This is a genomic window from Stenotrophomonas sp. STEN031 (assembly GCF_056759975.1).
On sequence record NZ_JBRREA010000015.1, the window covers coordinates 1 to 14994 of the forward strand.

A 14994-nucleotide genomic window follows, 5' to 3' on the forward strand; every position below is an offset into this window, starting at 1 on the left:
GGCCAAGGGGAGGGCTGGGGAGGGGTTGGCTGTTGAGGCTTTACCGGGAAGGCCTCTGCCGAGCATGGCTCGGCACTACGCTTGGCTCCCTCCCTTTGGCCGCAGGCCAAGGGGAGGGCTGGGGAGGGGTTGGCTGTTGGGGCTTTACCGGGAAGGCCTCTGCCGAGCATGGCTCGGCACTACGCTTGGCTCCCTCCCTTTGGCCGCAGGCCAAGGGGAGGGCTGGGGAGGGGGGGGCTGTTGGGGCTTTACCGGGAAGGCCTCTGCCGAGCATGGCTCGGCACTACAAGCCCCTCTCCCGTTTACGGGAGAGGGGTTGGGGTGAGGGCGGCTTTCGGGCTTTGCCGGGAAAGCCCCTGCCGAGCATGGCTCGGCACTACAGGTGGGGATTTTCGCTCCGATGTTGCGCCGCAGAATGCGCTGGGCGAAATGCTCATGCTTTACTTGGATCGATCTAAATTTTCGGCAATGTGATGCGGGGGAAGCAGAAGGGGCTGCGCAGGGCGCGCCTTTGTCTGCCGCAACTCACTGAAAACATTGCTGCAAGCACGCTTTGCATGGCCCGTTGTTCGGTACTCGCACCCACCAGCCGCTGTCGTGACGGCTGTCGGGGCAGGTGCCGGGGCCGCCCGTTTTTGCTGATGCCTGGCATCTCTCCCCATCCCGTTCCCGGATGGGCTGGACATCAGCGGCCCGGCTGGTCCGGGCCACCCTTTGCCGCAATGCCATCCACGCCACACCGACCGACCCAAGGATCCAACGCATGAGCCGATCGCCGACCTTCGCACCTCCCCGCCGCCTGCTGGCAACGGCAGCCTGCCTGCTGGCGCTGGGCGTCGCACCGCTGCTGCAGGCCGCACCCTCGGCTGCGCTGGAACGCGAGGTCAATACCTTCATCGGCAGCAAGGACGACGGCAACACCTTCCCGGGCGCATCGGCGCCGTTCGGCCTGATCCAGGTCAGCCCGATCGGCAGCCACTACTCCGGCTGGCGCTATGACGACGAGAAGATCCGCGGCTTCGGTCATTCCTTCATCTCCGGCGCAGGTTGCTGGGAGCAGGGCGGGCAGGTCTCGGTGTTGCCGGTCACCGGCAGCATCGGTCCCGGTGGTGATTTCGATACCAAGGACCCCAAGCGCTTCGACCACAAGAACTACGCCTCGGCGTACAGCCACGATGGCGAAGTCGGCCAGGCTGGCTACTACAAGGTTCGCCTGACCGATTACCGCGGCATCGACGTGGAAACCACCGCGCTGACCCGCGCCGCCGCCGAGCGCTATACCTTCAGCGCGGGCGTCAGCGAAGGCCAGGTGCTGGTCAATGTGGCCCAGGCCAACGAACGCCATTCGGTGATCGGCAGCGTCATCGATGTGGTCGGCGACCGCGCGGTGGAAGGCAAGCTGGTCACCAAGAGTTTCTGTGGCGGCCACCAGTACACCACCTGGTTCCGCATCGAGTTCGATCGGCCGTTCAAGGCCCATGGCACCTGGGGTGAGGAAGGCGGCCTGCCCGGCGCACGCCACAGCATGGAAGGCGAAGCCAAGCCCAATGGCGCGTGGTTGAGCTTTGATCTGGCCGGCGGCCGCAGCGTCACCGCTACCAGTGCGATCTCGCATGTGGATGCCGAAGGCGCACGCAACAACCTGCGCAGCGATGGCATGCAGGGCGGCAAGCTGCTGAGCTTCGATCGCATGCGCGCGCTGTCGCAAGCGCAGTGGCGCGAACAACTGGGCAGCGTCAAGGTAGAAGGCGCAAGCGCCGATGATCGCACCGTGCTGTACACCGCGCTCTACCATGCGCTGCTGCAGCCGATGACCGGCAGTGATGCTGACGGCCGTTATCGCGGCTATGACGATGTCATCCATCGCGCCGATGGTTGGACCTATTACGAGTACTTCTCGCTGTGGGATACCTACCGCACGCAGAACCAGTGGCTGGCACTGACCCGCCCGGAAGTCGCGCGCGATATCGGCCGCAGCCTGCTGGCCATCAACGAACAGGGTGGCTGGTTGCCGCGCTGGGGCTATGCCAACTTCGAAACCAATGTGATGACCGGAGACCCGGTGACGCCATTCATGGTCGACCTGTGGCGCTTTGGCGCGCTGAAGGGGCGCGAGGCGGAAGCCTGGGGCGCGCTGCGCCGCAATGCCTTCGAGATGCCGCCGATCAATTCGCGTATGGCCGGCCGTTCCGGCAATGCCAGCTATCTCGCCAATGGTTATGTGGCCTATGACCGTGCCTTCCCGTCCAAGGGCATGGACGTGGACCCGCACCACGGCGGCTCGGCAACGCTGGAATACGCCCTGGCCGATTGCGCGCTGGCGCAGATGGCCGATGGCCTCGGCCACGCCGACGATGCAGCGACGCTGCGCGCACGCGGTGGCAACTGGCACAAGGTATGGGATGCGGATGTACGCGATGCCGAAACCGGCTTCACCGGCTTCCCGCGTCCGCGTGACGAGAACGGCAAGTGGTATACGCCGGCCAACGGCCAGTACAGCCCGCGCTCGCAGCATGGCTTCCACGAAGGCACGGGTTGGCAATACCAGTGGCTGGTGCAGCAGGACGTGCCCGGCATGTTGCAGGCGATGCATGGCCGCGAGCAGGCCGGCAAGCGTCTGGATGCGTTCTTCGCCTATGACGCGCTGCTGCAGTCACCGCTGACCGCTGCCCGCAAGGAATGGGTGGTTGGCCCGTACAGCTATTACAACCAGTACCGCTACAACCCGAACAACGAGCCTGACCTGCATTCACCGTGGATGTATACGCTGATCGGCCAGCCGTGGAAGACCGCCACCGTGGTTCGCGCCGCGCAGCAGCTGTTCACCAATGCGCCTAACGGCGTCACCGGCAATGATGATCTGGGCACGATGTCGGCCTGGTACCTGTTCAGTGCGCTGGGCCTGTACCCGGCAGTGCCGGGCAGTGGCCAGTTCCTGCTGCATGCGCCGCGCTACAGCAAGGCCGAGATCACCCTGGGCAATGGCCGCACGCTGCGCCTGCAGGCACCGGGCGCCGATCCGCGCAGCCTGCAGTACATCCAGAGCGTGCAGGTTGATGGCAAGCCGCAGCCGGCGGTGTGGCTGGATTGGCAGCGCCTGCAGCAGGGCGGCGATGTGCGCTTCACCCTGGGTGCGCAGGCACCGGAGCAGGGTTGGGGCACCGCACAGGCCGACCTGCCGGTGTCGTACTGCGCCACCCCGGGCAGCGCCCAGCCGTGAGCACGGGCAGCGCCAAGACCGGGAAGAAGGGCACGGGCAGCGCAAGCGCTGGCCGTGATCCTTTAGGCTTGGCGCATCCCGGAACCGCAGCGGAAATGATGAAAGACACTTCTACCGGCGCCAAGGGCGCACGCAAGGCCGGCCAACGCGCGGTCACCGTCACCGACATCGCACAGGCGGTGGGCGTGTCGCGGGCGACTGTGTCGCTGGTGCTGCGCGGCAGCCCCCTGGTCAATGTCGACACCCGCGCCAAGGTCGAGGCGGAACTGCGCAAGCAGCGTTATGTGTATAACCGCACCGCTGCAAACCTGCGCCGGCGTACCTCGTCGTCGATCGCGCTGGTGATCAACGATCTGTCCAACCCGTTCTTCGCCGAGTTCGCCTCCGGCGTGGACGAGGCCTTGGGTGGCAAGGGCTTCGTGACCCTGCTCGGCAGCACCGGCGAATCGCCGCAGCGCCAGCAGGCGGTGTTGAGCACCTTGATGGAACACACGCCGACCGGTTTCATCCTGTCGCCGGCTGAAGGCAGCGATGCCGAAGAGTTGCGCCATGTATTGGGTGCGCATGCCAACGTGCTGTTGTTCAACCGTGAACTGGTCGGCGCTGACTGGGATTTCCTCACCCTGGACAACCAGCACGGCGCGTACATGGCAACCCGTCACCTGATCGAACGCGGTCATCGTGATATCGCGTTCTTTGGCGGGCATGGGGCATCCAGTTCCTGCGCGCAGCGCCGCCTCGGCTACCAGCAGGCCTTGAGCGAGGCCGGCTTGCCCTTCCATGCGGACTGGTTGATCGAGTCCGCACCCAACCGTCTGGAAGCGGCTGCACGTACCGGCGAATTGTTCGAAGGCGCACAGCGCCCCAGCGCGGCGGTCTGCTACAACGACACGGTTGCACTGGGCCTGATGCTGGGCCTGACTTCGCGTGGCATACGCCCGGGCGGCGACTTTGCCGTTACCGGCTTCGACGATATCTCCGAGGCCGCGGTCGCGGTACCGCCGTTGACCACGCTGACCGCTGATCCGCGCGAACGTGGCCGGCAGGCTGCAGCCCTGTTGCTACAGCGCCTGGACAACCCGGATGCGGCACCGATGCGCACGGTCGCACCGGTGCACCTGCGGATCCGCGAGAGCAGTGCAGCAAGACCAAGCTGACTCCTCAACCCCATTTCCCGATTACCGTATCCAGGCAGCCCACATGCACATACCAACATCGCCGTCATCCACATCAAGCCAGTCGGCGCCCGTGGTCAATACACGTGTGGCCTTGGCGGTGGCGACCACCATCTTCTTCATGTGGGGCTTTCTTACCTGTCTCAATGACATCCTGATCCCGCACCTGAAATCGGTGTTCGAGCTGAACTACACCCAGGCGATGCTGGTGCAGTTCACCTTCTTTGGCGCCTACTTCCTGATGTCGCTGCCGGCCGGTCGTCTGGTGGCGAAACTGGGCTACAAGCAAGGCATTGTGGCGGGACTGGTGATCGCCGGCATCGGCGCACTCGGCTTCTGGCCGGCGGCGGAGCTGCGTGTTTACGGCGCCTTCCTTGCGGCTCTGTTCGTACTGGCGACCGGCATCACCGTGTTGCAGGTGGCCGCCAATCCCTATGTTGCGCTGCTTGGCCCGGAACGCACCAGCTCCAGCCGTCTGACGCTGGCGCAGGCCTTGAATTCACTGGGTACGGCGATCGCACCGATCTTCGGCGGCATGCTGATCCTCGGCAACACGGTCAAGAGCGCCGACGAGCTCAAGGCATTGCCGCTGGCCGAGCAGGTGGCCTACCGCGCGCAGGAAGCGCAGTCGGTACAGGGGCCGTATCTCGGCCTGGCAGTGGCCCTGTTCCTGCTGGCGCTTTTCGTGTTCCTGTTCCGTCTGCCGGCGCTGAGTGAGAACAGCGAGCAGGCCGACAGCGCACGCCACAGCTATGGCGATGCGCTGCGCCACAAGCACCTGCTGTTCGGCGTGCTGGGCATCTTCTTCTACGTGGGCGCCGAGGTCTCGATCGGCAGTTTCCTGGTCAACTACCTGTCGCTGCCCAATATCGGCGGCTTCAGTGAACAGCAGGCCACGCACTATGTGTCGCTGTACTGGACCATGGCGATGATCGGCCGCTTTGCCGGTTCGCTGCTGCTGGTACGCTTCTCGCCGCGCAAGTTGCTGGCGTTGTTTGCGCTGATCAACGTGGGCTTGCTGGCACTGACCATGGGCACCGAAGGTCACGTGGCCTTGTATTCGGTGGTGGCGATCGGCCTGTTCAACTCGATCATGTTCCCGACCATCTTCGCGCTCGGCATCGAGCGCCTGGGGCCGTTGACCAACAAGGCCTCCAGCCTGTTGATCATGGCCATTGTCGGCGGCGCGGTGGTGCCGTTCCTGCAGGGCGTGCTGGCCGACCGCATCGGTGTCCACCATTCATTCGTACTGCCGTTGCTGTGCTACGGCTACATCATTTTCTACGGGCTGGTCGGTTCGCGTACCAGCACCGGCGTTACCCAACAGGACTAAGGCCAGATGGGCAAGATTGTTTGTTTCGGCGAGATTTTGATCGATCTATTAGCGCAGCCACCGGCCTCGGCGGACACCCCGCGCGCCTTCCTGCAGTACGCAGGCGGTGCCCCCGCCAACGTCGCAGTGGCGGCCGCGCGGTTGGGTGCCAGCAGCCATTTCGCCGGCATGCTGGGCCGCGACATGTTTGGCGACTTCCTGTTGGAGAGCCTGCAGCAGGCCGGGGTCGAGACCGACTGCATCGTGCGCACCGACGCAGCCAAGACCGCGCTGGCCTTTGTCGCGCTGGACGCACATGGCGAGCGCAGCTTCAGCTTCTACCGGCCGCCGGCGGCGGACCTGCTGTTCCGCGCCGAGCACTATCTGCCGGCCTGCTTTGATGGCACGGCCTGCTTCCATGTCTGCTCCAACAGCCTGACCGAAGCGGATATTGCCGCGGCCACGTTCGAGGGCATGCAGCGTGCTCGCGCCGCTGGCGCCGTGGTCAGCCTGGATCTGAACCTGCGCCCTGCGCTGTGGCCGGCGGGTGTCGATCCCTCACCGCGGCTGTGGCAGGCGCTGGAACGCGCCGACCTGATCAAGCTCTCGCGCGAGGAACTGGATTACCTGGCCGCGCCACTGGGCACCGATGGCGAGGCTCAGGTGCTGCAGCGCCTGCTTGCCGCGCAGGCACGCTGGGTGATCATCACCGACGGTGCCGGCACGCTGCGCTGGTACACCCGCCATGGCCAGGGCGAAGTGCCAAGCTTCCGCGTGCAGGCGGTGGATACCACCGCTGCGGGTGATGCGTTTGTCGGCGGCGTACTGGTCGGGCTGGTCGAGCGCGGTGGTGCAGGCGCGGGTTTCGCCGCGTTCTGCCAGACCCCGAACGCAATCAATGGCACGCTGCGCTTCGCCGCAGCGGTGGGCGCATTGGCGGTGACCCGCAAGGGCGCCTTTGCGGCAATGCCAAGCTTGAACGAAGTGCAGCATCTGCTGCAGCAACAGGAAGCCCTCGCATGACCACCACGCCCGATTTCCGCTCCCCAGCCTTCCTGCGCGCGCATATCGCCGACACGATGGCCTTCTACCATCCGCATTGCATCGATGCCGATGGCGGCTTCTTCCATTACTACCGCGACGACGGCAGCATCTACGACCGCAGCCATCGCCACCTGGTCAGCAGCACCCGCTTCGTCTTCAACTATGCGATGGCCTACCGCGAGTACGGCAACGCCGAGTATCTGGATGCGGTGAGGCATGGCGTGCGTTACCTGCGCGAGGTGCATCGCAATCCGGCCACCGGCGGCTACGCCTGGACCTTGCGCGATGGCAAGGTCGAGGACGACATGAACCACTGCTACGGCGTGGCCTTCGTGCTGCTGGCCTATAGCTGCGCGCTGAAGGCCGGCATCGAGCAGGGCCGTGAATGGATGGACGAGACCTGGCAGCTGCTGGAGCGCCACTTCTGGGAGCCGCAGCACGGCCTGTACCGCGACGAAGCCGACGCCAACTGGAACTTCACCGGTTACCGCGGCCAGAACGCCAACATGCATATGTGCGAAGCCATGCTGGCCGCGTTCGAGGCCAGCGGCGAACAACGCTACCTGCAACGCGCACTGCAGCTTGCCGACAACATGACCCGCCGGCAGGCGGCCAAGGCCGGCGGCCTGGTCTGGGAGCACTACGACATCGATTGGAACATCGATTGGAACTACAACCTGGACAATCCCAAGCACCTGTTCCGTCCGTGGGGGTTCCAGCCCGGTCACCAGACCGAGTGGGCCAAGCTGTTGATGATCCTCGACCGTCATGTTGATGCCGATTGGCTGGTGCCGACTGCGCGGCATCTGTTCGATACGTCGATGGTGCGTTCGTGGGACGAAGCGCGCGGCGGCCTGTATTACGGCTTTGCACCGGAATCGCGCCGCCAGCCCAACATGGATGGCGCGGCGATTGGTGGCGACAGTTTCGTATGCGATGGCGACAAGTATTTCTGGGTGCAGGCTGAGTCGTTGGCGGCCGCCGCGCTGCTGGCCAAGCGCACCGGCGGTGCCGGCTACTGGGAGTGGTACGAGCGGCTGTGGGCGTATTCTTGGCAGTACTTCGTCGACCATCGCTACGGCGCATGGTTCCGCATCCTCGATGCCGACAACCGCAAGTACGACGACGAGAAGAGCCCGGCCGGCAAGACCGATTACCACACCATGGGCGCCTGCCACGAAGTGTTGAATGTGGTGCGCGAAAGCTGACCAACAGCATTCGCGTCGTTTCAGTCGTCATCCCCGCGCAGGCGGGGATCGCTCCTGCTCTTGGCTCCAGCAGCGGATTTCAAGGCAAGCGTAGTTTCGGATTTTTTTGGCGGCGGTTAACCGCCTGCGGTACTCGGTAAGGCAAACCGCAAGCAACACTAGGGAGGAGATGGCATGCAGCAAGCGCACACGAAGTTTGGATCGATACAAATTCTTGCTCAACGCGCATGCCGTGGTCTGTTGTTGTGCGCGTTGTCGCTGGCGTCCAGCGCAGCCGTGGCCGCACCATTGCAGGCGCAATGGAGCTTCCGTCTGCTGCCCGGTGATGCGCAGCTGCAGGCGCATCCGGGCATGGATGCATGGAAGCCGGCCACGGTGCCGGGCAGCGTGCATACCGACCTGATGGCGGCTGGCCTGATTGCAGATCCCTACGTGGGCGCTGCGGAAGCGGGGCTGCAATGGATTGGGCTGGGCGACTGGGAATACCGCGCCCGCTTCGACGTGGATGCCGCAAGCCTGGCGCGTCCGCATGCCGAGTTGAGTTTCGATGGCCTGGACACCTTCGCCGAGGTTCGCCTCAACGGCCAGCCGCTGCTGAAGGCCGACAATGCGCACCGCACCTGGCGTGCCCGCGTGGATGGCCGCCTGCGCGCACAGGGCAATGAACTGCAGATCGTGTTCCGCTCGCCGATCCGCACCTTGCTGCCGCAGGTGCAGGCGATGCCGCACAAGATCGCCGGCAACTATCCTTCGCCCTACGGCGATGAGCCCAGGGACGCGATGGTCGGCAACTTCGTGCGCAAGCCGGCCTATCACTTCGGCTGGGATTGGGGCCCGCGCTATGTCACTGCCGGTGTCTGGCGACAGGTGCACCTGGACAGCTGGGATCAGCAGCGCATCACCGATCTGGCAGTACGCACCGATGCGCTGGATGCGGACAAGGCACGCTTGAGCGTGCTGCTGCAGGTGGAGCAGGCCGATGCCGCCGCCACCCAGCAGGTCGTCATCGATGTGCGTGATCCGGAGGGCAAGCCGGTTGCGCAGGTCACGCGCGAGATCGCGCTGCAGCTTGGCGAGAACACGGTGTCGCTGCCGCTGCAGATCGACAAGCCGCGGCGCTGGTGGCCGGTGGGCTATGGCGCGCAGGATCGCTACACCGTGCAGGCGCGGCTGGGTGAGGGCAAGCAGGATGCGCTGACGTCCAGCATCCGCATCGGCCTGCGCAGCGTGCAACTGCAGCGCGAAGAGGACAAGGACGGCGGGCAGGGCTTCGGCTTCGTCATCAATGGCGTGCCGGTGTTCGCCAAGGGCGCAAACGTGATTCCGTTTGATGCCTTCCCGGCACGGGTCACGCGCGAGCGCCTGCGCCGCGACCTGCAGGCCGCACGCGATGCCAACATGAACATGCTGCGCAATTGGGGCGGCGGTTACTACGAAGACGATGACTTCTTCGACATCGCCGACGAACTCGGCCTGCTGGTCTGGCAGGACTTCATGTTCGGCGGCGGCATGCAGCCCGGCTATGACCCCGCGTTCCGCGCCAATGTGGTGGCCGAGGCACGAGACAACATCCGTCGCCTGCGCCACCACCCCAGCATCGTGCTGTGGTGTGGCAACAACGAGGAAGAAACCGCGTGGAAGGATTGGGGCCACGGCAAGACCTTGAAGGAGGCCGACCCGGTGTTTGCCGCGAAGGTCTGGCAGGGTTATGTGGACCTGTTCGGCACGGACCTGCGCAAGGTCGTTGCCGAGGAAAGCCTGGGCGTGCCGTACTGGTCCAGCTCGCCCAGCAATGACCTGGACAGCAAGGCCAACGACTCGCGCCGCGGTGACAAGCATTACTGGGAAGTCTGGGGCAACCCGGCGCTGCCGCCGACGGCTTACCTGAAGGAAACCCCGCGCTTCATGTCCGAGTATGGTCTGCAGGCCTGGCCGCAGCTGTCCACGGTCGACGCCTTTGCCACCGCGGACGAACAGCACATCGATGGGCCGGTGATCGAAGCTCACCAGAAATTCCTCGCCGGCAAGGGCAATGAGCGCCTGCTGCACTACATCGAGATGGAGTTCGGCACGCCGCGCAACTTCGCCGACTTCATCTACCTCAGCCAGATGATGCAGGCCGAGGGTATTGAGCTGGCGGCCCTGCACCACCGCGCCTCGCGACCCTACACGATGGGGTCGCTGTACTGGCAGCTCAACGACGTGTGGCCGGGCGCGTCCTGGTCCAGCGTGGACTACTACGGCAACTGGAAGGCGCTGAACTTCCATGCCCGCCGCTTCTTCGCCGAAGTGGCGGTGGCCGCGTTGCGCGATGAAGGCAGTACCCGTGTGAGCCTGCTCAACGATGGTGCTGACGCAGTGCAGGCGCAGTGGCGTGTACGTGTACTGGATTTTGATGGCCGTCCGTTGCAGCAGCAGCACAAGGCCATCCGCTTGCCGGCCGGCTCGGCCACCGAGGTGGCGCGCTTCAGCGATGCCGAGCTGCTGCAGGGCGCCGACCCGCACCGCACTGTGGCGGTGTTCGAGCTGCTGCGTGGCGACACACTGATCGCGCAGCGCCTGGTGTATTTCACCGCCGCCAAGCAGCAGGCGCTGCAGCCGGCGCAGTTGCACAGCGCGCTGCGTGCCGAAGGCGATCACTACCTGCTGGAGCTGCGCGCCGACAAGCTGGTGCGTGGCATCTGGATCGGCGTTGACAAGGCCAACGCCAGCGTCGAGGACAACGCCTTCGATCTGCTGCCCGGCCAGACCCGCACGCTGGTCGTTCGCAGCACCGCACCGCTTTCCACCCTGCGCACAGCCCTGCACCTGCAGACGCTGGGCGACACCCTGCAGTCCCGTCCCGTTGCATCGCAAGACAACGCTTCCGTCGAGAGGATCCACTGATGACCCGTTCCCTGCGTACCGCCCCCCTGGTCGCCGCGCTGATGCTGGCGCTTTCCGCCTGCAGCCAGCAGGCTGCCGCTCCCGCCACCACTCCGGCTGCACCGGCCACAGCTGCTGCACCGGCCGATGCCGCCCTGCCGGCTGTCGATGACGCCGAAGCCGCACGCATGGCCGAGCAGGTCCGTGAGGCCACCCGCCACGCCTGGCAGGGTTACATGCAGTACGCCAAGGGCCACGACGACCTCAAGCCGCTCAGCGGCCAGCCGCGCGACTGGTACCCCAAGCCGCTGCTGATGTCGCCGGTCGACGCCCTGGACACGCTGCTGCTGCTCGGCCTGGACAAGGAAGCCAACGAAGCGCGCGAGCTGATCGTCACCCAGCTGTCCTTCGACCAGGACATCGACGTGCAGAACTTCGAGGTCACCATCCGTCTGCTTGGTGGCCTGCTGTCGGCCTACCAGATGACCAACGACGAGCGCCTGCTCAAGCTCGCCGACGACCTGGGCACGCGCCTGTCGCCGGTGTTCGACAGCCCGACCGGCCTGCCGTACACCCACGTCAACCTGCACACCGGCAAGACCAGCGGCAAGATCAGCAACCCGGCTGAAACCGGCACGCTGCTGCTGGAGTTCGGCACCCTGGCCAAGCTCACCGGCAAGCAGGCCTACTACGACAAGGCCAAGCGTGCGTTGGTGGAAACCCACAAGCGCCGTTCCAAGATTGGCCTCGTTGGCCTGAACATCAACGTCGAGACCGGCGAGTGGACCAACAAGGACGCCTCGATCGCTGGCGGCATCGACTCGTACTACGAGTACCTGCTCAAGTGCTGGAAGCTGTTCGGCGACGAAGACTGCAAGAAGATGTGGGACGAGAGCATCGGCCCGATCAACCAGTACCTGGCCGATGAATCACGCGAAGGCGAGCTGTGGTACGGCCACGCCGACATGGACACCGGCGCCCGCACCTCCACCACCTACGGTGCGCTCGACGCGTTCATGCCGGGCCTGCTTGCCCTGGGCGGCGACCTGGACCGCGCCAAGCGCCTGCAGGAGTCCAACCTGAAGATGTGGCGCCTGCACGACATCGAGCCGGAGTCGCTGGACTACGCCAAGATGGAAGTGCGCTCGCCGGGTTACGCCCTGCGCCCGGAGATCGTCGAGTCCGCGTACTACCTGCACCATTACACCGGTGATGCACGCTACCGCGGCATGGGCAAGGAGTTCTTCGATGACTTCGTGCGCTACACCCGCACCGATCATGGCTTCGCCGCGCTGAAGGATGTCCGCAGCAAGGAGAAGGACGACTCGATGGAGAGCTTCCTGTTCGCCGAGACGTTCAAGTACTACTACCTGCTGTTCGCCCCGGCCAAGACCCTGGACTTCGACGGCATCGTCTTCAACACCGAAGCCCACCCGCTGCGTCGTACCTGGTAAAGCCAAGCAGTTGCAACGCTTGAGCCCCTCTCCCGCACGCGGGAGAGGGGTTGGGGTGAGGGCAGCTTGTGCCCTTGGACTTCCTCCCCTTGGTTGCCAATGTGGAAAGGCTGGGCGTTGCCAGACTGCCCTAACCAGCTTAAGCGCCTGCCCCCATCACAAGCCAACCGTAAGAGCACGCTAAACTCCGCCACAACGGAGACCATGGCGGGGGCCGATGGAGCTGTCTTCCATCCTGATCATCGACGACGACGCAGCTTCGCTGGCGAGGCTGGTCAGGCTCGTGTCCGAATTACTGACGGACCAACAGACACGCATTCACACCGCCGACAGCCTCGGCAGTGCCCTTGCACTCCTGCAAGCCCATCAGTTCGACCTCGCCCTGGTCGACATGCAACTACCCGACGGCACCGGCATCGAACTTGTCGGTTGGATGCAGCAGCATGTGCCGCAACTGCAAGCAGTGATCGTGTCCGCGTTTGCGGAGGAAGAGAGCATCTTCGCTGCATTGCGCGCCGGCGCCGCAGGCTACCTGCTCAAGGACCGGGAGGACATCGAGCTGACGGTTGCACTGCGCAGCCTGCAACGTGGCGGCGCGCCGATCGACCCGATGATCGCGCGGCGCATTCTGTCCTTGCTGCCCGTTGTGCAGGCACCGGTTGCTGCACCGGCAACGCCAAGCGTGCACCTGTCCGAGCGCGAACTCGGCATTCTCAACCATGTCGCGCAAGGCTATGGCAATCGCGAGATCGCCGAGTTGCTGGGGCTCTCCCGGCTGACCATCGAGGCGCACACCCGCAATATCTATCGCAAGCTTGCGGTAGGTTCGCGGACCGCAGCGGTATACGAAGCCCGTGCGATGGGATTGCTGCCTTGATCCGCTGGCTGCTGCTGGTGCTGTTGTCGGCGTGCGCGGCCCTCGCCCATGCACAGGCAACGGAGGTCATCCGCATTGCCCATGCAGAGGCGGTGCGCGCGGACTGGCAGTCGCCCGCAGCGCCCGTGCAAGGCTGGGTGCAGGTGCCATTGGCTGACCAGTGGCAGACCCGCTGGCCGGATCATGATGGCGTGGTCTGGTATCGACTGCGTTGGCAGCAAGGGGACGCGGATCAGCCCACTGGATTGCTGTTGGATTACACCTGCATGGCTGCCGCGGTCTACCTCAATGGCAGCCTGATTGATCGCGATCCCTCGCTGGTCGAACCGCTGTCACGCATCTGGCATGTGCCGCGCTATTTTCTGTTGCAGTCGCCGTTGCTGAAACAGGGCGAGAACGAACTGCTGGTGCGGGTTTCTGGCCTGGCGGCCTACCAGCCTTCGCTGGGGGTGGTGGATGTAGGCGACCCGCAGGCCTTGCAGGCACGCTTCCGCAAGGAGGTTTTCGTCCGCCATGACCTGCAGGTGCTGGATAGTGCGATTGGTTTCGTGCTGGCGGCAGTGATCGGCATGTTCTGGCTGCTGCGGCGCAAGGAGTCGATGTATGGCTGGTATGCGTTGAGCGCGGTGTTCGGACGCCTGTACGACAGTAATTTTTTTGCCAGCAGCCCGTGGCCGTTCCCTACCACCGATGGCTGGCAAGCCTTCATTGGTGCCTGCTACGTGGCCGGCGCTGCTGCCCATACTGTCTTCCTGCTGCGGTTCTGCGAGCGGCGCTGGCCGCGTTTGGAGCGCGTGTTGCTGGCCATTGCAGTGCTGGTGATGGCGGGTGCCTTGCTGTGGCCGCAATGGATGGGGCCGAACCGCAACCTCTACCTGGTGCCGACCATTGCCTTCCTGTACGCGGTGTCGTTTACCTTCATGGGCTATGCGTTGCGCAGTGGCCGGCGTGATTACCAGGTGCTGGCGTTGTGCATCATCCTGCCGATTGCGGTATCGCTGCATGACCTTGGCGTGTACATGGGTTGGTATGGTGGCGTCAGCTACTTGGGTTCGTTCACCTCACCGCTGATGCTGCTCGGCATGGGCTTCGTGCTGGCGTACCGCTTCGCCAACACCATGCAGCGGGTGGAAGGCTTCAATGCCGAGCTGCGCAATGAGGTGCAGCTGGCCACCACGCAGTTGGCGGACAACCTGCAACAGCAGCATGCCTTGGAATTGGCCCATAGCCGCGCCGGTGAGCGCCTGCAGCTGGTGCGTGACCTGCACGACGGTTTCGGGGGCACCTTGGTAGGCGCCATCGCCCGCCTGGAGCAGGCGCCGGAGGACATGCCGCGGCAGAAGGTCATCGGCGTGCTACGCGAAATGCGAGATGACCTGCGCCTGGTGATCGACAGCACCGCCCGCGAACAGGCGGATCTGACCGAGCTGCTGGCGCCGCTGCGCCACCGTACCAGTGGCTTGCTGGATGCGGTGGACATCCAGGCCCACTGGCACCTGCAGGACATCGATGGCATCGAGCTGGGTGCCAGCCGCAGCCTTGACCTGTTGCGGCTGCTGCAGGAAGGCCTGACCAATGTGTTCAAACACAGCCACGCGCAGCGCGTGGACGTCCATCTGCGCAGGCAAGGCGACCAGCTGCAATTGCACATCGACGACGACGGCGTTGGTCTGACGCAGGGCGCTGACGGCGTGGTTGCGGTGCGTACAGGGGCAGGGTTGGCCAGCATGCGGTTGCGCGCCCGTAGGCTCGGTGGTGAGCTGCAGGTATCACCTGCTGACAACGGCACGGGTACCCGGCTGGCACTGGTGCTGCCGCTGATGGCGTGACCGTCCTACG

9 protein-coding genes are annotated in these 14994 nt (G+C 64.8%); all 9 read left to right on the top strand.

The window, feature by feature from the left end; translation table 11 throughout:
• The first annotated feature begins 763 nt into the window (after positions 1-763).
• The 9 genes from ACVOLQ_RS09045 (at position 764) to ACVOLQ_RS09085 (ending at position 14984) form a co-directional block, all read left to right on the top strand.
• Complete coding sequence (locus tag ACVOLQ_RS09045; RefSeq protein WP_481527746.1) at positions 764-3220, top strand: GH92 family glycosyl hydrolase; 2457 nt, start codon at positions 764-766, stop codon at positions 3218-3220.
• Positions 3221-3318: 98 nt separating this feature from the next.
• Positions 3319-4377, top strand: a complete 1059-nt coding sequence (locus ACVOLQ_RS09050; protein ID WP_481527747.1) for a LacI family DNA-binding transcriptional regulator — start codon at positions 3319-3321, stop codon at positions 4375-4377.
• A 43-nt stretch (positions 4378-4420) separates the two neighbouring features.
• The gene (fucP, locus tag ACVOLQ_RS09055) at positions 4421-5728 is read left to right on the top strand and encodes an L-fucose:H+ symporter permease (RefSeq protein WP_313173632.1); all 1308 of its coding nucleotides are present in this window, start codon (positions 4421-4423) and stop codon (positions 5726-5728) included.
• Between the two features lie 6 nt (positions 5729-5734).
• The gene (locus tag ACVOLQ_RS09060) at positions 5735-6730 is read left to right on the top strand and encodes a carbohydrate kinase family protein (protein ID WP_481527748.1); all 996 of its coding nucleotides are present in this window, start codon (positions 5735-5737) and stop codon (positions 6728-6730) included.
• The gene (locus ACVOLQ_RS09065; RefSeq protein ID WP_481527749.1) at positions 6727-7959 is read left to right on the top strand and encodes an AGE family epimerase/isomerase; all 1233 of its coding nucleotides are present in this window, start codon (positions 6727-6729) and stop codon (positions 7957-7959) included. The genes ACVOLQ_RS09060 and ACVOLQ_RS09065 overlap by 4 nt, the downstream gene beginning before the upstream one ends.
• 174 nt (positions 7960-8133) lie before the next feature.
• Positions 8134-10845 carry a beta-mannosidase gene (locus ACVOLQ_RS09070; protein ID WP_481527750.1) on the top strand — a complete coding sequence of 904 codons (2712 nt, stop codon included), beginning with the start codon at positions 8134-8136 and terminating at the stop codon, positions 10843-10845.
• A complete protein-coding gene (locus ACVOLQ_RS09075; protein WP_481527751.1) occupies positions 10845-12278 on the top strand; it encodes a glycoside hydrolase family 47 protein in 1434 nt (477 codons plus the stop codon). The genes ACVOLQ_RS09070 and ACVOLQ_RS09075 overlap by 1 nt, the downstream gene beginning before the upstream one ends.
• Before the next feature lie 217 nt (positions 12279-12495).
• The gene (locus ACVOLQ_RS09080) at positions 12496-13155 is read left to right on the top strand and encodes a response regulator transcription factor (RefSeq protein WP_481527752.1); all 660 of its coding nucleotides are present in this window, start codon (positions 12496-12498) and stop codon (positions 13153-13155) included.
• Entirely contained in the window at positions 13152-14984 is a 1833-nt protein-coding gene (locus ACVOLQ_RS09085; protein ID WP_481527753.1) for a sensor histidine kinase, read from the top strand. The genes ACVOLQ_RS09080 and ACVOLQ_RS09085 overlap by 4 nt, the downstream gene beginning before the upstream one ends.
• The last annotated feature ends 10 nt before the right edge of the window (positions 14985-14994 follow it).

What these genes read in the sequence shown, in the direction of transcription:
- ACVOLQ_RS09080 (WP_481527752.1), top strand. Translation starts at nt 12,496, where the DNA reads ATGGAGCTGTCTTCCATCCTGATCATCGACGACGACGCAGCTTCGCTG.
- ACVOLQ_RS09070 (WP_481527750.1), top strand. Translation starts at nt 8,134, where the DNA reads ATGCAGCAAGCGCACACGAAGTTTGGATCGATACAAATTCTTGCTCAA.
- ACVOLQ_RS09065 (WP_481527749.1), top strand. Translation starts at nt 6,727, where the DNA reads ATGACCACCACGCCCGATTTCCGCTCCCCAGCCTTCCTGCGCGCGCAT.
- ACVOLQ_RS09050 (WP_481527747.1), top strand. Translation starts at nt 3,319, where the DNA reads ATGAAAGACACTTCTACCGGCGCCAAGGGCGCACGCAAGGCCGGCCAA.
- ACVOLQ_RS09045 (WP_481527746.1), top strand. Translation starts at nt 764, where the DNA reads ATGAGCCGATCGCCGACCTTCGCACCTCCCCGCCGCCTGCTGGCAACG.
- ACVOLQ_RS09075 (WP_481527751.1), top strand. Translation starts at nt 10,845, where the DNA reads ATGACCCGTTCCCTGCGTACCGCCCCCCTGGTCGCCGCGCTGATGCTG.
- fucP (WP_313173632.1), top strand. Translation starts at nt 4,421, where the DNA reads ATGCACATACCAACATCGCCGTCATCCACATCAAGCCAGTCGGCGCCC.
- ACVOLQ_RS09060 (WP_481527748.1), top strand. Translation starts at nt 5,735, where the DNA reads ATGGGCAAGATTGTTTGTTTCGGCGAGATTTTGATCGATCTATTAGCG.